The organism is Paenibacillus doosanensis (assembly GCF_025060755.1).
Taxonomy (GTDB): Bacteria; Bacillota; Bacilli; order Paenibacillales; family NBRC-103111; genus Paenibacillus_S; species Paenibacillus_S doosanensis.
On the sequence record NZ_JANYUY010000034.1, the window covers coordinates 34966 to 54379 of the forward strand.

Below are 19414 nucleotides of genomic sequence, written 5' to 3' on the forward strand. Positions count from 1 at the left end.
CTTCCTTATTGCAGTACATCCAGGTTTTTCTTCAAGTCGTCAAGCTTTTTCTTCACTTCGTTCAGCTGTGTGTACAGCTGGTTGCTGTTGTCCGTCTTACTGTTGGCGCTGTCCTTGGTAAACGCCAGCAGCTCGTTCAAGGCGTCGATCTTCGTCTGCATCTTGGCCAAATCTCCGCCGACGCTTTCCTTCAACTGATCCAGCTGCTTCTTATAATCCTCCTGCACGGCCTGCAGCTGCTGATCCGTCTGCGCGGCGATTTGCTGGGCAATCTGCTGGCGCAAATGATCGGTGTACATCTTGGCGCCTAGCCCGCCGAGCGCGATGAGCAGCGTCCACGCCATAAATAACAGAACGTAGGTTCTTCCTTTTCCTTTCCGCTTGACCGGCTTGCTCGGCCGCGCCATCGGCTGCTCGAAAACGGCAGGTTCAACGGGCGTGTTCATGGTTGATTCACCTTCCTGTACTCGTTCGGTGAGAGGCCAACCAGCTTTTTAAACACCTTGCTGAAATATTTCTCATCGTCGTACCCGACCATCTCGGCGATTTGAGCAATCCGCAGATGCGGGTTGAGCAGGAGCAGCTTCGCCTTCTCGACGCGGATATCGCTCAAATAGTCGGATAAGTTGACTTTAAACTCTTGTTTGAATTTACGGGAAATATATTCACGGCTTAAATAAAAATGATTGGCAATCTCTTGAAGCGTAATATCCTGATGATAATGGTTTTGAATATACTTTGCAATCTCGAAGATTACGTTGTTATCCCGATGCTGATGCTCCAGCTGAAGCTTCGCGAGAGCGGTCAAATCGTCGATCAGCTGCCGCCTCCACAGCCCCGGAGACAACGCTCCGTCTTGATCGAGCGGCAGGCTTGCAAAAACCGGGGCCGCGCGGATGTTCAGCTCGGCCTGACGCTCGCCGAACCATTCCGCCAGCCAGCGGCTGCGCAGCACGTTGTACTCGCTCTGCCAATGTCTGAACTGCTCCACGGTCACGGTGTCGAGAGCGCGGACGGCGTCCAGCCACAAGTCGACGGCTTTGCCGATCTGTTCCTCGCTGCCGCTTTTTACCGCCAGGCGGATTTGCTCGGCATAGTCGGAATAAGAGAGCAGCGGCTGCTGGGCGGAAGGCTGGCCGGCCGCATAATATATCCGCTTCTCCTTCACGCGCAGATTGCGGCGCCGGAGGGCCGACTGGGCTTCCCGGTACGCTGCCGGCAGGCCGTAGGGGAACGGCTGGACGAGGCTGACACCGATGTCCAGGCTGCTGCGCAGCGCGGCCGTGAGACCGCGCTGGATTTCGGCGAGCACAGGGTCCGGGTTGGGCGATGCGCCGTACAGCAGGATGAGAATCTCTCCGTCGCTGTTCCAGTAACGGTAGGCGACGCCGTGACGGCCCGCCCGCAGTATCTCGTTACATATATTCGTAACGGAAAAGAATAATAGGTCCGAGTTGGCGTCGAACTTCGCTTTTAATCCGGCGTTCATCGTATCGAGGGCAATGATGGCGAGGCGGCATTCCTTCATGCCGCGCTCAATGCCGAAGGCCTCGTCCAGCGAGGCGGCCGACGCCTCGTACGCGGACGGCTCGGCGACGAGATTGGACAATGTCTTCTCCCAGTAGACCGGACGAATCTGATTCATCTCGATATTGCTCTGCACTTTGCGATGACGCTCGTTCTCCTCCCGAATCCAGCAGTCCACTGCTTTGCTTACTGCGGCGTGGAGCTGCTCCGCGTCGATAGGCTTCAATATGTAATCCACGCCGCCGTGCTTGACGGTATGGCGAACGAGCTGAAAGTCGTCATGACCGCTGATGACGATCGTCTTCCCGCAGGCATAATGGGCCTCCAGCCATTCCAGCAGCTCAAGGCCGTTTTTGGTCGGCATCATCATATCGGTAAAAATAATTTGCGGCCGGTGCTCGCCGATCATCTCGATAGCTTCTTCTCCGTCTTGCGCTTCCAAAATCGTATCGATTCCGAAATGGTTCCAATCGACGAGCAGCTTGACCGCTTCGCGCACATGTTTCTCGTCGTCGACAATGATCGCTTTCATGCGTTTTCCTCCTTTTCCAGCCGCGCTCAAGTTAGCCGAGCGGACTAGCCGTTCTGATGAGCCCCCGGCGCATCCAGCGGAATCAAGAGCACGATCCGCACGCCCGAAGGGCTGCATGGCTCAATCTTCATCGCTGTGCCCGGGTAGTAGAGTGCAAGCCGCGACCGCACGTTCAGCAGCCCGATGCTCTCCGCCGGCTCGGAGGCGATGTCGGGATGCTTGCTCAGCTGCCGCCGGAGCCGGGCGAGCGTATCCGGATCGATGCCGCGGCCGTTATCCTCGACGGTCAGCCGCAGCCTGTTATCCTGCGTGATCGACCCGGTAATGAGCAGCCGTCCGGTCTTCTCGCGCGGATCGAAGCCGTGCTTAAAGTAGTTTTCCGCGAGCGGCTGCAAAATCATTTTGGGCACGGTCCTATCCAGCGTCTCCTCGTCAATCTCGAACGAAACGGTCAGCTCGTTTTCAAACCGCTGCATTTGCAGCTCCAAATACGATTTTACATGAGCGATTTCTTGTTTGAGCGGGACTAGCGTTTCATTCGTATTCATACTGTAGCGCATCATCTTGGCCAGGGACGACAGCAGCGAATAAATTTTCGGCGCTTGATGCTGCAGGGCGAGCGTGCCGATCGACTGCAGGCTGTTGTACAGAAAATGCGGATTAATCTGGGCTTGCAGCGCCTTCAGCTGATTGGTCTTATTGGCCAGATCAAGCTTGTATTCGCTCACGATCAAGTTGTTGATCGTCTGCATCATCTGGCGGAAGCGCCTCGCCAAAATGCCGATTTCATCATGGCTCGTCACCTGAATGTCCACCTGCATGTCGCCGGTTTGGATTTTGCCGATATAACCGATCAAGTTTTTGATCGGAGCGGTAAACTTGAACGAAATGTACAGCGTTGCAAAAATCACGACAATCAGAAACAGACTGAAAATCATCGTGTTGATTTGGGTCAGCTCGCGAGCGTTTTTGTACAAATTTTCGTAAGGAATCCGCTTCACGAGCGTCCATTCCATATAAGGCGACGTCATCCGCTCGTATATATGGATGCCCGAGAACGGCTTGCTTTTCCACTCGAAGCTTCCTTTATCCTCGGGCATCGCCAGCAAATGCCGCACCCAATCCTCGTCCAGCGCCTTACCCCACGTCTCGCGGTCGGTTCCGTAAATCACGGTTCCGTTCCGGTCGAGAATGTACAGTTCTTCCTGTCCCGGCGTGTACAGCTGCTCGCAAATGCTGCGGATGACATCGACACTGAAGTCGATCGACAAAAAGCCGAGCTCCTGCTGAGTCAGCGCATTGCGAATGGAGCGGTGCATTGTGACGACCGTCGCAGGGGGGACGTAGAACAAGCCGCCCATTCGGTAATCATGGCTGATATGAGTAGGCTCCAGCCGCACCTCCGCGCCGTTCATCTCCGGGATGTATTTCGGTCCCGGCCCTTCGTTGCGTCCCGGATTTCCCTGGGCAATCATGAAGGAGCGGTTCGTTTTGGCTATGTATAAATACGCCTGCTTTATTTCTTTGACCGAATTGGCAATCGCCTGCACGCCGCGGAAAATTTCGCTCGTGCTGATGTAGTCCGTGTCGCCGCTTTCTATAATATTGTACAGCGTCGTGTCGTTATACACGGACAGCGAGCTTTGCTCGATTACCTTCAGGTAGTTCATAATGTTCGTTTTACCTTGATAAATCAAATTGGAGTTGCTGACGACCGTCTCCTGCGACACTGAATGCTTGGTGAAAAAGTAGGTAATGATAATCGATGTGGCAATGGGCACGATCGTAGCCGCGAGCAGGAAGACGATCAATTTGTTGCGGATGCTGTTACGGATCATAAGTCTTCCCCTTTCTTTCACAGAGCTTCTAGGCGTTGTGCCAATGCGGTACTACAAGAGCTCGGCTCCTTGCGCAAGCTATATTGTATCAAGGGATATCAATAAATTCCACCTGATGGGTCATCATAGTCGGTGTTTTTAAACCGTTTCCGTTTCTATACTAGGGTTATACTTAACCAAAGGGGGAAAGATGCTATGAAAGCTAGGCATCGCTTGTCGGATTGGATGCTTCAGACGGTATTCGTCGGTCCGGCGCTCGTCTTTTTCTCCATTATCGTTATCGTGCCGTTTCTGATGAGCATTTATTATTCGTTCACCGAATGGAACGGAGTTACTTCTACGATCAAATGGATTGGGCTGGATAATTTCAAAAAAATCATTGTGGACGATCAAGATTTCCACTCTTCATTTTGGTTTACGGCCAAGTTTACCGTAACGAACGTGCTGCTGGCCAATCTCGTCGGCTTCGCGCTGGCGCTGCTGCTGACGCAGGCGCTGAAGAGCCGCAATGTGCTGCGAACGGTGTTTTTTATGCCGAATGTCATCGGCGGCTTGCTGCTTGGGTTCATCTGGCAGTTTATTTTTGTCAAAGGGTTCGCTACGATCGGCGAGCTTACGAATATCGGTTTTTTCCAGCTTCCATGGCTGGGCGACGCGCCGACGGCGTTTTGGGGACTGGTCATTGTCAGCGTATGGCAGACGGCCGGATATTTGATGGTCATCTATATCGCCGCGCTGGCGAACGTCCCCAGAGACATTGTCGAGGCGGCTTATATCGATGGCGCGAACCGCTGGCAGACGCTGCGCACGATTACGTTTCCGCTGATCATGCCGGCCGTCACGGTCTGTCTGTTCCTGACGATATCCTGGGCGTTCAAAATGTACGACCTGAACGTTTCCTTGACCAAAGGCGGGCCGTTCAACTCGACGCAATCCGTGGCGCTCAACATTTATGATGAAGCGTTCCGTAACAACCGGTACGGACTCGGAACCGCCAAGGCGTTCCTGTTCTTCATCGTCGTGGCGCTCATCACGATGATTCAAGTGTGGACGACCAAGAAGAAGGAGGTTGAAGTGTGATGGAAGCGAAAAGCACTTACAATCTTCGCTTGCTGGGATTGGAAATTGTAGGCATCATTGTCGGCTTGCTGTTTCTCGTCCCGTTTTACTTCGTCATTGTCAACTCGATGAAGACATTCGGAGAAATTCTGATCAACTCGTCGAGCCTTCCGAGCTCGCTTAATTTCAGCAATTACGTCAAAGTATGGGACATCATGAAGTTCCCGAAGGCGTTCCTGAACTCGCTGCTGATTACGGTGTTCAGCAATCTGGGACTGGTCGTGATCAGCTCGATGGCCGCTTACCGGCTGGTGCGCCGGCCTTCCCGGTTCAATAATCTCGTCTTTCTCGCGTTCGTCGCGGCGATGGTCATCCCGTTCCAATCGATTATGATCCCGCTTGTCCGCGTAGCGAGCGAAGTCGGGCTGATGGACAGCATTCCGGGCTTGGTCGTCTGCTACTTCGGCTTCGGAGTCTCGCTGAACGTCTTCCTGTATCACGGGTTCATTAAGTCGATTCCGATGGAAATCGAGGAGTCGGCTACGGTAGACGGATGCACGCCGTACGGCGTGTTCTGGAAAATCGTCTTCCCGCTGCTCAAGCCGATGACGGTCACGATCATCCTGCTGAACAGCCTGTGGATTTGGAACGACTTCCTGCTGCCGATGCTCGTTCTAAACAGCCCCGATCTTAGAACGATTCCGCTGACGACGTACTCGTTCTTCGGACAATATACGAAGCAGTGGGACTTGGCGCTGGCTGCGCTCGTGCTCGGCGTCCTGCCGATCGTCATCTTCTTCCTGGCGATGCAGCGTCATATTATCGAAGGGATTACCGCCGGCTCCGTCAAAGGATAAAGAGGGCGGGGGCGTCCGCGGCATGATGATGCGGTCAACAGGTTACACCTTTTCGTTCAATATAGTCCGTGTTCGAAGAGGGTCCGATTTCTTACAATAAATACAGGAACAAGCAACAAAGATAACTTTTACAAAAAAAGGTTTGATAAAGGGAGGTTTCTTAGAATGAAAAAGAAATTTGCGGTTCTCGGTTTGACTACAGTGATGCTGGCTTCTCTGATGGCGGGATGTGCCAAGAGCGGTACGCCGGCGCCTGAAGCCGGAGGCTCGAATGCCGGAAGCGGCGGAGCCAAAAACGTGACGCTCAAAATGTTCCAGTTCAAGGTAGAGATCGCCGAGCCGCTCGCCAAGCTGGCCGCCGAATACGAGAAAGAAAATCCGGGCGTCAAAATTCAGATCGACACGGTGGGCGGAGGCTCGGACTACGGCGCCGCGCTGATGGCGAAGTTTAACTCGGGCGATAAGCCGGATATTTTCAACAACGGAGGCTTTTCCGATCTGGACAAATGGATCGAGCATCTGGAGGATTTGTCCGACCAGCCGTGGGTGAAGGATATGGTAGCGGTCGCCAAAGAGCCGATGACCAAGGACGGCAAGCTGTACGGACAGCCGCTCAACCTGGAAGGCTACGGCTTCCTGTATAATAAGGATCTGTTTGCGCAAGCGGGCATTACCGAGCTGCCGAAGACGCTGTCCCAATTGGAAGCGGCCGCGCAGAAGCTGCAGGACAAAGGCATTCAGCCTTTCGTCAACGGCTACGGTGAATGGTGGGTGCTGGGCAACCACTTCGTGAACATTCCGTTCGCTCAGCAGCCCGATCCTAACGCCTTCATCGACGGTCTGAACAAGGGAACGGCCAAGTTCCAAGGCAACGCCGCGTTCGAAAACTGGGTGAAGCTGTTCGATCTGCAGCTGAAATACGGCAATAAAAACCCGCTGCAAACCGACTACAAAACGCAGGTGACCGAGTTCGCCACAGGCAAAGCAGCAATGACGCAGCAGGGCAACTGGACGCAGCTGCAGCTTACGCAGACGAACCCGAACATCAAGGTCGGCTTCCTGCCGATGCCGATCAGCGACGATCCGGCGGCGAACGACAAGCTTCCGGTCGGCGTGCCTAACAACTGGGTTATCAACAAAAACTCGCCGAACAAGGATGAGGCGAAAAAGTTCCTGAACTGGCTCGTAACCTCCGATATCGGCAAAAAGTATATTACCGAAGAATTCAAGTTCATTCCGGCGTTTACGAACATCCCTGCGGATGAGAAGATTCTCGGACCGCTGGCCGCCGATATTATCAAATACAGCAAAGAAAACAAAACGCTCAGCTGGAACTGGTTCAAGTTCCCTGGCGGCGAAGCGAGCAGCCAGAAGTTTGCCGCGACGATGCAGGCTTACGTGGCGAAGCAGAAGACGAAGGATCAAATGTTCGACGAGTTCCAAAAAACGTGGGACAGCTTGAAAAAATAAAGCAGACCGACCGACTCCCCGGCCCCTTGGCCGGGGAGTTTTCCGGTTGTTTGGGAAGCGATGCGCCATCATGTCCTTGCGGTTAACAGGGGATAGGTTCGGCGGTCGCCGCGGGTCGCTTACGCTTTTTACAATAAAGAGAGCTTTAGGAAGCAATGGAGAAGAAAAGGCTACCAAGGAATGATTAGGGAAGTAAACCGCTAGTAAACCCGCTTACAAGTGCTTACATCGGCATTTGCCGCCGCTTTGCCGAGTTAACATCGGACGGGGTCGCTGTTACAATGAGGATGAGTTTGCTAGCGGATGCTAACGGGGGATGGACATGATAACGAGGCTTATTACGGGTGGCAGGCAGTGGTATGTGGCAAGGAAGCGATTTTTACCTGAGGATAAGCGGCTATCGAAGGATGCGATGGTTTCCCTGTTTATTCATTTCTGTTTCCAGTTCGGAGCCTCCATGTCGGGGATTTTCCTGACCCTGTACTTGTGGAGGCTGACCGAAAGCTTATGGATTAACGGCATGTACTACATCGTCAACTATGCCGCGGCGCCGCTGGCGTTCGCCCTGGGCGGGCTGATCATCAAGCGGAAGGACCGGATGGTGACATACCGGCTCGGCATCGGCCTGATTGCTTTATTTTATCTTGTCGTCGTATTCGCGCAGGAGGCGGTCGTCGATTATTATGTGCTGTTCGCGATTTTCGGCGGCGTAGCTGGCTCCTTCTACTGGGCGGGTTATTTGACGCTGATGTACGACGTCTCCACGGAGCGCAACCGGATTCGCTATTTGGCGATCAATATGATGGTGTTTACGTTGGCCGGGCTGATCGGGCCGGCGCTGGCCGGCTTTATTATCCGCGAGAACGAAGGGCTGCAAGGCTATACGATCGTTTTCTCGATCGCCTTCTTCATGTTTCTGATCGCGACGCTGGGCAGCTTCAAGATTAAAACCAAAGCATCTCATCATAAAGCATATTATTTAAAATTCGTCGGGCTGCTGATGAACAAAAACAAGCGCTGGTTCAAATCGCTGCTCGGCTTTTTGACGATGGGGCTGTTTCAAGGAATTATGCTGTTTTTGCCGAATATATTGTTGTTTCAAATTGTCGGCCGCGAAGACCTGGTCGGATATTTGGGCGTGCTGTACGCGACGCTCAGCATCTTGACGGGCATCGTGCTGACCAAGTACGGCAGGGAAGAGCGGGCGCGCAAATTTCTCGTCATTTCGACGATCGGGTATGTGGCGGGCACGCTGTTCATTCTGTGGAAGATGACGCTGATTACGGTCGTCGCCTTCATGGTGCTGTACTCGATTTGCTCGCCTTTGCAGGGCAATACGATTACCTCGTTCTATTTCCGCCTGATCGGGGCTTTGCCGTTAAAAGGACAGCTGCGGGTGGAATCGGTCGTGATGCGGGAGACGTTTCTTAACTGCGGACGGGTCATTTCCATTCTGGCGCTCATTCTCATTACCGAATACAGCGGGAACGAATGGCTTCCATGGGTGCTGTTCGCGGCGTCGATAACGCAAATCGGGATCGTCTGGCTGCTCGAACGGGTGCCGGAGGAATCGGAGGAAAAGGAAGCGGCTTGAGCGCGCAGCGGCGGCAGCAACAAGGAATCATTCGCAGCAAAGAGCCCGGGCGGATCAACACGCCAGAGCTCTTTTTAATAATATATTCAATCCAGCAAGGTGACGATGCCTTTGGTGCCGTCCACTCGAATGCGCTGCCCGTCCTGCAACAGATTCGTCGCATTGTCGATGGCGACGACGGCAGGGATGCCGTATTCCCGGGCTACGATGGCGGCATGGGAGCCGGCGCTTCCGATTTCCGTGACGGCCGCCCCGGCGATTTTGAAGAGCGGCGTCCACAGCGGGGCGGTATAAGGAGAGACCAGCACATCTCCTTTTTTCAGCTTCTTAAATTGTGCGGGGTTTTTCACGATACATACCGGCCCTTCATACATGCCGCGGCTAGCTGCGCTTCCGCGGATGACGCCCGCGTTGGCGGCATCGTCATCCTGACGCTTCTTCTTGGAAAACACAGGGAAGGAGCCTGTGGAGATCAGCCAATGTACGCCTTGTTCATGCGCGGCGCATACCCTTGCAAACGCGCCCTTCCGTCTGCCGATGCGCTCGCGTACTTCCAGCTTGCCCTGCGCCGCATCCCGGAGCTCCTCCAGCAAGAGGAAGAAAATATCGTTAGCTTTATCGATAACCTTGCGCTCCGCAAGCATTTCCCCGAGCTTCAGCGCGATCCTGTGCAAGCAGCCTGCAAGCTTCTCCAAATAAAATACGCTTTCCTCCCGGATGACGGTGGCCTCTCTCACGGAGTCAAGCAGTTTCAGAAACTTCGCGTAGGCCGCAGGCTTCAGGCCGTCGCGGACAAGCTGTTTGGCCGCGTTAAACTCCGCCTCCTGCCGGCGGAAGCTCTCTTCGGGGTCCGGCGCCGAGGAATCCGCGAGCAGCGCCTCAATCACCTCGTCCATTTTCTCCGGTTCTTCACGCCATGTGGCCGGGGACAGCATGCGTCCCATGCCTAGCGACGGCCGGTCCCCGTATTCCCGAAGAAATTGCTTCAGCTCCTTATGATACGCCTGACTGTCCTTGCCGTGCAGCCGCGCGGCTTGAGCCATCTTCAGCAGCGCCTGATTTTGCAGTGCGGTTCGGAACGGCAATGCCCGCAAGAGGCTGGCGGTAATATCATCCGCGTTGGCTTGACCGGCCGCTTGTTTAACCATGCTCGCAATTTTCTTCTCGGAGTAGCTGCTCGGCATGGCAATGACGGCAAAACGTTTATACACAAAATGCTGATAGTCTTTTAGGGCTTGCTCGAAAAGATCAACCATTTGCCGGGCATCGCCGGCATGGTTTAATACGCCGTCGGTTTTTTCGATCCATGCTTGAACTTCGCTCGCGAAATCATACCATGTATATTTGTTTTTGAAAAATGAGTTTTTCACCCATGCCGCCGGTAATTTCCACAGCATCGCCGGAGATACGGACAAGCCGGCGAAATGTAAGGCAACCACTCCATTCTCGCGTTCAACAGGCCGGTCATCCCCCTTCGACGAAAAGCCGGATTCCATAAAGTTTTGATGAACCCCTTTATAAAAATAGCAGAAGCTGGCGAAATCCAGGGGCGCATGCGGATAAGGGCTATGCTCGATCACGCTTTGCAAACCGAAGGGCTCCTTGGCGCCCTTGTAAATAATCTCGTCCTCGGGCCCCAAAACCTCCAGCTCTACTGCGGTCGGGGTCATTGCCGTAATCGGTCTTGCCTGCAGCAGATAGATATTGCCTTGAGACAAAGCCCACTCGGTATCGATCGGGCAGCCGTAATGCTGTTCCACAAGCTTAGCTAACCCGCTTAGCCGAGTGAGCTCCGTTGGGCCGAGACAGTAGCTTTGACGCTCCGTAAGCGGAACTTCTTCCGTGACCGTTCCATCGCTTTTCAGCTGGATGCGCAGCTTCTTGGAGCCGAGCGTCCGCTCTTGCACCCGGCCGTCCTTCGTAACGATAAACGTATCCGGTGTGATCAAGCCGCTGACCACAGCTTCCCCAAGTCCATAGCCGGCGCTGATCAAAATTTCATCCCGCTTGCCGCTGACGGGGTTGGCTGTAAACATCACGCCCGCGGCTTCGGCCGGAATCATAGCTTGAATGACGACGGCAAGAGCGACCTCAAGATGGTCAAAATTCATATTCATCCGATACGTTATCGCCTGCGGCGTCCAGAGACTGGCCCAGCATTTTTTTACATGGGCGGATACGGCTTCCTTTCCGTACACGCCTAAATAGGTTTCATGCTGCCCCGCAAAGGAAGCCGTGGGCAAGTCTTCCGCCGTAGCGCTGGAGCGAACGGCCACGGATAACCCTTCGTTCCCGCCCGCGGCATGGGCCAACTCCCCGTACATTTGCTCCAACTCCGCTTGGACGTCGCGCGGCATAGCCGCTTCTTCAATCCAGCCCGATATTTCCCGGCTCGCCGCCGCGATGGCATCGATATCCGGCTGCCGCAGCTGCGCAAGCGCCTCCTGAATCCGGCGGGTCAGCCCGGACGCTTCGAGATGCGCCCGGTAAGCGCGCGTCGTAACGACAAATCCCGGAGGCACCGGAAGACCGGCGCGGATAAGCGTTCCCAGACTCGCGCCTTTGCCGCCTGCTTCCGGCAGGGCGTCTTCGGACAATTCGTTTAACATCTTCATATACGCTGTCATGGTTATAATCTCCTTATGTTTTAGGTTGACCTCTACCTATTCCATTAAAAAAACGTATTAGTGAAGCGAACGCTACGTCCTCTAGAAGGGGGTGAAAAAGTCCGCTGCGGCGTCCATTTGATCCTCCAATCGCTGTTGAAAACGGAGTTTTTTCGTTTTTCTGCGGAGAGAATCCGATTTTAAAGGCGAACGCTTACGCTTTTCCAGATTCAAATGGCCCCTCCGTTCTTTTTTCACCAGGCTTCTAGAAGTTCCCGCTTCGTTCATCTATATTTTTCCATGCTTTGACGAGCAGGTCCAAAAACAGCTTTTTCTCTTCTTCAGTCATTCCTTTCAGCAGCTGCTGTTCGGTCTCTTCAAATACTTGCTCCATTTCCGATAGCAGCTTCTTGCCCTCCGAAGTGATCTCGATATGAAAAGCGCGGGCGTCGCCGGCTTTCGTGCTGCGGATAATATATCCTTTGCGCTCCAGGCCGTTGAGCAGATTGGTGATGGTAGGTCCTTTCAGCTGCATGACCTCACCCATATTTTTTCGGCTGATCTCCTTGCCCATTCGTATGCCGCGGTCAATGATCTCAAGCAGCAGTCCCTGCGGCGAAGTGAGCTGGTATTCCGCCAGTTTTGCGTCGTTGGTATAGCGCATTTTATGCGCGATCGTTTTGATAAATAAGTCATAGGGGTATTCCCAATCATCTTGATGCGTCAAAGCGGATCATCCTCATTTTCTATTAAAGGTAGACGTCTACTTAAATTTATAAATCAATTCAACCGCGCTGTCAACCGCGTTTCCAGCAACTGCTTGAGAACGATTTTCCGTATTATCTTATCTCAGGCCAAGATCGGCCGGTGCATGACGCCGCCGCAGCTTGGATACCCTAACGGGGATAACAGGCAGGGAAGGGCGGTAATCGGGATGACAGCGCAGACGAAGTGGGATTGCATTATTATCGGCGGCGGCATAGCGGGGCTGCAGGGAGCGATTCAGCTTGGCAGATACAGGCACAGCACGCTGGTCATCGATAAAGGCACGGGAAGGTCGACCTTATGCCGGAACTATCATAATGTGCTCGGCTGGCCGGACGGCATATCCGGACCGGAGCTGCGCAGGCTGGGCAGGCTTCAGGCCGAGGCGCTCGGCGTCCGGTTCGAGCGCGATGAGGCGATCCGGCTCGCATCGAAGGAAGACGGCGGCTTCGTGGTAGAGACGAAGGGGAGCGAACGGTCGTACCATGCCGAGACGCTGCTCCTCGCGACGGGGCTTACGGACCGATTCCCGAACCTTCCGGGTCTTGAACGCTGTCTCGGGCTGTCGGTATATGTATGCCCCGATTGTGACGGCTATGAAGTCAGCGGAAAACAAACGATCGTTATGGGCGCAGGCAGCGCAGGGGCTGCGATGGCGGTAACGCTGTCATACTGGACGGACCGGATCGTGTATGTCCGGCATGAGCCTGAGCGGGCGCAAGTGAGCGAGGAGCTGCAGGAGCAGCTGAAGGACAAAGGGATACGAATGATTTCCGTACCGCTTGCGGAAGTCATCTCGACCGAAGCGGGCGAGTTCCGGGGAGTGAGGCTGGCGGACGGGCAGATCGTAGAAGGAGAGCGCGGGTTTATCGCTTTCGGAGGCAATGAAGTGCATTCGTCTCTGGCGGCGAAGCTTGGAATCGAACGGCTGGAAAACCGTCATATCGTCACAGACCCCCGGTCCAAAATGACCAATGTGCCGGGGGTTTGGGCTGCGGGAGATGTCGGCGTGCATTCGGAGCAGGTGACGATTTCGATGGGGGAAGGCTCGCAGGCGGCGATTTGGATTCACAAGGAGCTGTTGAAGCGGACATCCGCCGCAAGACAAGCTTGCCTAACCTAAGGACTAAGGAAGCAGCACCAGGTACAACGCAATGGGATTCCACTGTTTGCGCGCAGGGGGCAGCGGCGGGAGCGCCTGCACGATCATTTTTCTAATCTGGATATCCATCGGTCTATCGACTCCTCTCCATTGACGAAAATTCGTTTCAGCTTCAATTGGTCTTGCTCCGGCGTCGTCACTCCTTGCTCGATCGTGAACGCATAGCGGAAATGATGCTCCTTCAGCAGCTTCAGCGTCGTTTGGTTCCATTCTCCGTAAGGATAGCAGAATACGTCCGCGGTCGTGCCGAGCCGCTCTTCGATCTGCCGCTTGGCTTCGGCGATCTCATTCAACTGATCGTTCGCCTTGAGCAGCGGCAGGTGAGGATGGGTCATCCCGTGCGGCTGAATATCCCATCCGGCTTCATGCATTTCCTTGACTTGATCCCAGTCCAGAAAATAACCGTCATCCGTCATGCCGGGCGACATAAACAATGTGGCGTGAAAATCGAGCTCTTGCAGGAGCGGCAGCGCATGTTCGTAATTGTCGGCGTACCCGTCGTCGAACGTCAGCAGCACCGCCTTGTCCGGAGCTTCTTCACGTCCCTCCATAATGTCTGCGAACTGCCGCAGCGTAAGCGTAGTATATTCGTTGTCCTTCAAATAGTTCATCTGCGCGGCAAATTTCTCCGGCGTGATGGTGGCGCGATTGCCAGGATCGACGGTAATGCTGTGATAGTTGAGCACGGGAATGCGCGGCGGCGCGGCAGGCTTCTGCTCCCCGGCTTTGACGGCGGGGATGCGGTCTTGCAGAAACGCGGCTTCGGACGCCTCGGCACGGGCGGACGGGAGCGGGCACAGCCCGGACAAGCAGAAGAGAAGGAGCAGCACGGTCAGCAGGCAGCGCGTTCGGAAGGAGGATGGCCCCCCGCGGGCGGTTTCGGCCGGCGGGGCTAAGGATAATACCGGCTTGTTCATAGACGTTAGACTCCTTTGCATAGAAATCTAGTACTCTATTTATATCCGGCGCTAGAGGCGAATATGACACTTCATGGGAATTCGCTCGCAGGAAGCTTAAGCGTTTGCCGAGCCGTCCGCGGCCGCCGGGGAAGCCGGCTTCGCGCCTATAGAGGCGGGGAGCCCCTCAACGACTCGGGCATATGTCAAGAGCGCTTCCTCGCCGAGCGGCGTCAGCCGGTATACGCCGCGGGCGACCCGCTCGAACCAGCGGTAGTAATTTTTTTGCAGAAGATCGGCGGCGTTCTTGATGCCGGTCTGGTCGCGCAGCAGCCGCGGGCTCATCGGGCCGTTGCGGTGCAGCAGCAGGGCCATATGGAGCGCCTTCTCGCGGTAAGAGGTGACCAGCTTGCGCTGCGTGCTCCCCCCGACGTTATAATCCGCGCTGCGTTCCTTGAACTCGCGGACGATCCGTTCCGCCGCCCGTTTGTTAGGGCGGGGCAGCGTCAAAGGCCCTTCGGAAGCGGGCAGCAGCGCCGCCGCGGACGCCGTGCCGGCTGCAGCTTTCTCGACTGCCGCGTAGACCAGTTCAGCGGCCGAGGCCGCCGTCTCCACCGCTTCCAACAGCAGCGGGCTTGAGGGCGCCGCCGCGTCGGGCAGGCCGTCCTTGAACGCAGCCGGGTGGCATTCCACCTGAACCTGCGGTTTTTTGCGCTTGTAAAATTGTACGGTGATCATCCCGATGCCAAGCATCCGGCACAGTCTGCGCAGCTCGGTCCAGCTCGCTCCGTGCGGGGCCCGGCCTTTGCTCGGCAGCTCGAAGGCGACATAGACGCTGCGGGTTAAGCGCAGCCTGTCGATACCCTGCAGCAGCAAAGGGATGGAGAAGCTTTTCTTCAATTCCACGATGACCGGAGGCTCGTCTTCGCGAATCGCGACGAGGTCGCAATGATGCACTTCGCCGCGCACATGATAGCCCTGCTGCTCGAAATAGCTTTTGACCGGCGCGTACAGCTCCGTTTCGGTTTTGATCGGCACAGTCTCGGTCTCCTTTATTTAATCGCATCGATATAATAACAATATATATGTATTCTGCGTCCGCGGCGAACGATGCCGGACGGATGAAACGGCCCCCTTTAGACAGGGAAGCGGCCGCGAGATTTCCAAGCGATCCGCTAGGGATTGGGTGTTCTTTCTGTATCCGCCAACGCAAAGTAATGTAATTATAGCACAGATTTGGTAGTATAGACTTAAAAGACAAGTAAGGCAAGGGGGAAACCGGATGTTAGAGCAAGCGGGAGAGATTCAGCCGTGGCTGGGCGCCAGCTTTGTATGCGGCTGCGGACAGGAGCACACGGTGCCGATCCGCAGCGTTGTCATCGAGCGCGGGGCGCTGGCCGCGCTGCCGCCATATGCCGCGGAGCGCGGATATAGCGAGCTCCTGATCGTCGCCGACCGCCGCACGATGGAGGCGGCCGGAGAGGAGCTGCTGCAGCGCTGCAAGGCGGCTTCGCTGCAGGCGCAAGCATGCGTGCTCGCGGAGGACGAGCGCGGGGAACTGGCCGCCGACGAGCGCGCCATCGTGCAGCTGATGCTGCATATGACGCCCGGCGTGCAGGCGATCGCGGCCGTAGGCTCGGGCACGATCCACGACATCGTGCGGTTCGTCGCCCACCGGACGGGGCGCGTGTTCCTGTCCGTGCCGACGGCTCCGTCGGTGGACGGCTTCGCGTCGGTAGGGGCGCCGCTCATTATCGGCGGCTTTAAGCAGACGATTCCGGCCAGCGCGCCGGAAGCTATCTTCGCCGATCTGCAGCTGCTCGCACGGGCGCCGCAGGCGATGATCGCCGCCGGCTTCGGCGATATGCTGGGCAAGTATACCGCGCTGGCCGATTGGCAGCTCGGCCGGGAGCTGTTCGGCGAGCCGTACTGCGAGCTCGCCGCGGAGATGACCCGGCAGGGGCTGGCCCTGTGCATGGACCATGCCGAAGAGATTGCCGCGGGGACGGAGCTCGGCGTGCGCAAGCTGATGGAGGGCCTGACGCTGTCGGGCATCTCCATGCTGCTTGTCGGCCACTCGCGCCCGGCCTCGGGTGGAGAGCATCATCTCTCCCATTTCTGGGAGATGCGGTTTATTCAGCAGCGGCGCCGGGCTCTGCTTCACGGCGCCAAGGTCGGCGTCGCGGCCGTGCAGATGGCCGCGCTGTACGAAGCGGCCGCCGGCCTCACGCGGGAGGCGGCCGCCGAAGCCGTCGCCGCGCGGCTGGCGAGCGGCGATGCGCCGAGCGTGGAGCGGATGCGCGCGCAAATCGAGGCCGGCTACGGCACCATCGCGCAGCAGGTGCTGGCCGAGAACGGCCTCGGGGCGGCGGCGGACTCCGCCCCGGCGGCATCCGTGCCGGCAGCCTCGCCGGAGCTGCCGCAGCGCATTGCGGCGCGTTGGGACGCGATCCGCGAGATCTGCCGCTCCGTGCCGTCGCCGCAGGAGCTGGCGGATGCGCTGCGCCGCGCCGGGGGCCCGGCCGCTGCGGAGGAGCTCGGCATCGAGCCCGAGCTCCTCGCGGAAAGCCTGCGGGTTGCGAAATATGTGCGCAACCGGTATACGATCATGCGGCTCTGCGAGTGGCTGTAACGAGCCGCCTGAGCGCAGCGCCGGTTCATGCGCTTTGCGCGTCTTGGCGCATATAGGATCGGTCGATAGCCCTCGCCTGAATGATAGGCGGGGGCTATTAATCGCTCGCAGCATCTCGTCCGGATAACGGGCACGGACGGTTTTTTGCGGCAGTGTCTCGTCGTCCGCACGGTTCTTTCGTTCGCGGCGGAACCGGGGGAAATTCCGTCCGTTTACCGGCCAAGAGGCGTTTTAAAAGCGATCCGCGACGGCTTGTCCTTGAAAACGGCTGCGCCGATGTTTTCTCAATTTGTCTTAAAATTTCGGTCAACTTATCCCTCCGGCCTGCATAATTATTTAATACACTTCGTTCTTAGATGTTGTGACCGTAAATGCACCGTACGGAGGAGGTTAACTCATGGACATATTCAAAAGGATCACAGATTACCGCGCAGAAACCGACAGACTTGCTTGGACCGGAACCTTTGCCGATTATATCGCCTTGGTTCGCAAAAACCCGCATTTGGCGATGACGGCGCATGCCCGTGTGTACGAGATGATTGCAGCGCAAGGCATAGCAAACGACAACGGTAAACGCAAATACCACTTTTTCGAACAGGAAATATTCGGACTCGATACGGCCATAGAGAAACTGGTCGAGGAATATTTTCACTCTGCAGCCCGGCGACTGGATGTCCGCAAACGTATACTCCTCTTGATGGGGCCCGTCAGCGGCGGTAAGTCGACGATCGTCACGTTGCTGAAAAAAGGCCTTGAACAGTTTTCGCGTACGGATCAGGGCGCGGTTTACGCCATCAAAGGATGCCCGATGCATGAAGAACCGCTGCATTTGATTCCTCATGAGCTGCGGGCCGAGGTCGAAGAAGAGTTCGGCATTAAAATCGAGGGCAATTTGTGCCCGTCGTGTCAAATGCGCCTCAAAACCGAATATAACGGCCGCATCGAGGATGTGCTCGTAGAGCGGGTGCTGATCTCCGAGGATAACCGGACGGGGATAGGGACCTTCAGTCCTTCCGATCCGAAATCCCAGGACATCGCCGACTTGACGGGAAGCATCGACTTCTCCACGATAACGGAATACGGCTCCGAGTCCGATCCCCGCGCTTACCGGTTTGACGGGGAGCTGAACAAGGCCAATCGCGGGTTGATGGAGTTTCAGGAGATGCTGAAGTGCGACGAGAAATTTTTGTGGAATTTGCTGTCGTTAACCCAGGAGGGGAACTTCAAGGCAGGCCGCTTTGCGCTCATCTCCGCCGACGAGCTGATTATCGCCCACACGAACGAATCCGAGTACAAGTCGTTTATATCCAACAAGAAGAACGAGGCGCTGCAATCGCGGATGATCGTCATGCCGATTCCATACAACTTGAAGGTGTCGGAGGAAGAGAAAATTTACTCCAAGCTGATCAAGCAAAGCGATATGTCGCATGTACATATTGCGCCGCATTCCTTGCGGGCGGCAGCCATCTTCTCTATACTGACCCGGCTTAAGGAGTCGAAAAAGCAGGGGATGGATCTGGTCAAAAAAATGCGCATGTACGACGGCGAGGAAGTGGAAGGCTTCAAGGAAGCCGATCTGAAGGAAATGCAAAGCGAATATTTGGATGAAGGGATGTCGGGCATCGATCCCCGCTACGTCATCAACCGGATTTCCAGCGCGCTGATCCGCCAAGGCCTCGAATTTATCAATGCGCTGGATGTGCTGCGCGCGTTGAAGGACGGCTTGGACCAGCATCCTTCGATTACGAAGGAGGAGCGGGAGCGGTATTTGAACTTTATTTCCGTGGCGCGCAAGGAATACGACGAGCTGGCGAAAAAAGAAGTGCAAAAAGCGTTCGTATACTCGTTCGAGGAATCCGCCAAAACGCTGTTCAACAATTATCTCGACAATATCGAAGCTTACTGCAATTGGACCAAGATCAAGGACCCGCTGACCGGCGAGGAGATGGACCCGGACGAGAGGCTGATGCGATCCATCGAGGAGCAGATCGGCATATCGGAAAACGCCAAAAAAGCGTTCCGCGAAGAAATTCTCATTCGCATGTCGTCCTACTCGCGCAAAGGGCATAGGTTCAATTACAGCAGCCACGAGCGGCTGCGCGAAGCGATCGAGAAAAAGCTGTTCGCCGATCTGAAGGATATCGTGAAGATTACGACATCGACGAAAACGCCGGATGAAACGCAGCTGAAGCGGATTAACGAAGTCATCAAACGGCTTGTTGACGAGCATGGATATACGACGGCTTCGGCCAACGAGTTGCTGAGATATGTCGGCAGTCTGTTGAACCGGTAATCCCCGAGTCGTTCCGCCTGAACATGTATCGCCGCGCATAAATGAATAGGAGTGAACTTAAAGGGGCCATCCGTTCAGATGGCTCTTATTGTTCGCCGCAAGCAGCGGCCTGCCGCCATGAGCCGGCTGTATCCAGAACCGGACGGCGGCAGGCGGACTTCGTCCGCCAATAGGCGTTCACCC

Annotated in this window: 14 protein-coding genes; 7 read left to right on the forward strand and 7 right to left on the reverse strand. The window is 55.8% G+C overall.

The features are described 5' to 3' along the window. Window positions 1–5: 5 nt before the first annotated feature. Genes N0M98_RS21760 through N0M98_RS21770 form a run of 3 tightly spaced genes read right to left on the reverse strand, consistent with a single transcriptional unit; the run spans window position 6 to window position 3897 of the window. On the reverse strand, window positions 6–446 hold the full coding sequence (locus N0M98_RS21760) for a hypothetical protein (RefSeq protein WP_249861610.1): 441 nt from the start codon (window positions 444–446) through the stop codon (window positions 6–8). After that, window positions 443–2059: a response regulator gene (locus tag N0M98_RS21765; protein ID WP_259619120.1), complete on the reverse strand. Its 1617-nt coding sequence runs from the start codon at window positions 2057–2059 to the stop codon at window positions 443–445. Before N0M98_RS21765 ends, N0M98_RS21760 begins: the two co-directional genes overlap by 4 nt. A 44-nt stretch (window positions 2060–2103) precedes the next feature. After that, complete coding sequence (locus N0M98_RS21770) at window positions 2104–3897, reverse strand: cache domain-containing sensor histidine kinase (protein ID WP_249861612.1); 1794 nt, start codon at window positions 3895–3897, stop codon at window positions 2104–2106. Window positions 3898–4092: 195 nt separating this feature from the next. Here N0M98_RS21770 and N0M98_RS21775 point away from each other — a divergent pair, with 195 nt between their 5' ends. The 4 genes from N0M98_RS21775 (at window position 4093) to N0M98_RS21790 (ending at window position 8877) form a co-directional block, all read left to right on the forward strand. Then, entirely contained in the window at window positions 4093–4977 is an 885-nt protein-coding gene (locus tag N0M98_RS21775) for a carbohydrate ABC transporter permease (protein WP_249861613.1), read from the forward strand. Next, window positions 4977–5813 (forward strand): carbohydrate ABC transporter permease, encoded by an 837-nt coding sequence (locus N0M98_RS21780; RefSeq protein WP_249861614.1) that lies wholly within the window; start codon window positions 4977–4979, stop codon window positions 5811–5813. Before N0M98_RS21775 ends, N0M98_RS21780 begins: the two co-directional genes overlap by 1 nt. Window positions 5814–5978: 165 nt before the next feature. Then, a complete protein-coding gene (locus tag N0M98_RS21785) occupies window positions 5979–7283 on the forward strand; it encodes an ABC transporter substrate-binding protein (RefSeq protein WP_249861615.1) in 1305 nt (434 codons plus the stop codon). A gap of 322 nt (window positions 7284–7605) precedes the next feature. Then, window positions 7606–8877: an MFS transporter gene (locus N0M98_RS21790; RefSeq protein WP_259619121.1), complete on the forward strand. Its 1272-nt coding sequence runs from the start codon at window positions 7606–7608 to the stop codon at window positions 8875–8877. Window positions 8878–8963: 86 nt separating this feature from the next. Here N0M98_RS21790 and N0M98_RS21795 read toward each other — a convergent pair whose 3' ends face one another. Both N0M98_RS21795 and N0M98_RS21800 read right to left on the reverse strand, forming a co-directional pair. Further along, window positions 8964–11504, reverse strand: coding sequence for a PEP/pyruvate-binding domain-containing protein (locus N0M98_RS21795; RefSeq protein ID WP_259619122.1), 2541 nt, complete (start codon window positions 11502–11504; stop codon window positions 8964–8966). 244 nt (window positions 11505–11748) lie between these two features. Beyond that, entirely contained in the window at window positions 11749–12210 is a 462-nt protein-coding gene (locus N0M98_RS21800; protein WP_259619123.1) for a MarR family winged helix-turn-helix transcriptional regulator, read from the reverse strand. A 207-nt stretch (window positions 12211–12417) separates the two neighbouring features. Here N0M98_RS21800 and N0M98_RS21805 point away from each other — a divergent pair, with 207 nt between their 5' ends. Beyond that, on the forward strand, window positions 12418–13371 hold the full coding sequence (locus N0M98_RS21805; RefSeq protein ID WP_259619124.1) for an NAD(P)/FAD-dependent oxidoreductase: 954 nt from the start codon (window positions 12418–12420) through the stop codon (window positions 13369–13371). An 83-nt stretch (window positions 13372–13454) separates the two neighbouring features. Here N0M98_RS21805 and N0M98_RS21810 read toward each other — a convergent pair whose 3' ends face one another. Further along, window positions 13455–14327 carry a polysaccharide deacetylase family protein gene (locus N0M98_RS21810; RefSeq protein WP_259619125.1) on the reverse strand — a complete coding sequence of 291 codons (873 nt, stop codon included), beginning with the start codon at window positions 14325–14327 and terminating at the stop codon, window positions 13455–13457. Between the two features lie 96 nt (window positions 14328–14423). After that, entirely contained in the window at window positions 14424–15344 is a 921-nt protein-coding gene (locus tag N0M98_RS21815) for a DUF2161 domain-containing phosphodiesterase (RefSeq protein WP_259619126.1), read from the reverse strand. A 244-nt stretch (window positions 15345–15588) separates the two neighbouring features. Here N0M98_RS21815 and N0M98_RS21820 point away from each other — a divergent pair, with 244 nt between their 5' ends. Both N0M98_RS21820 and prkA read left to right on the forward strand, forming a co-directional pair. Continuing rightward, a complete protein-coding gene (locus N0M98_RS21820; protein ID WP_259619127.1) occupies window positions 15589–16938 on the forward strand; it encodes a sn-glycerol-1-phosphate dehydrogenase in 1350 nt (449 codons plus the stop codon). Between the two features lie 397 nt (window positions 16939–17335). Further along, window positions 17336–19231, forward strand: a complete 1896-nt coding sequence (prkA, locus tag N0M98_RS21825; protein ID WP_249861623.1) for an ATP-dependent protease PrkA — start codon at window positions 17336–17338, stop codon at window positions 19229–19231. Window positions 19232–19414: the final 183 nt, after the last annotated feature.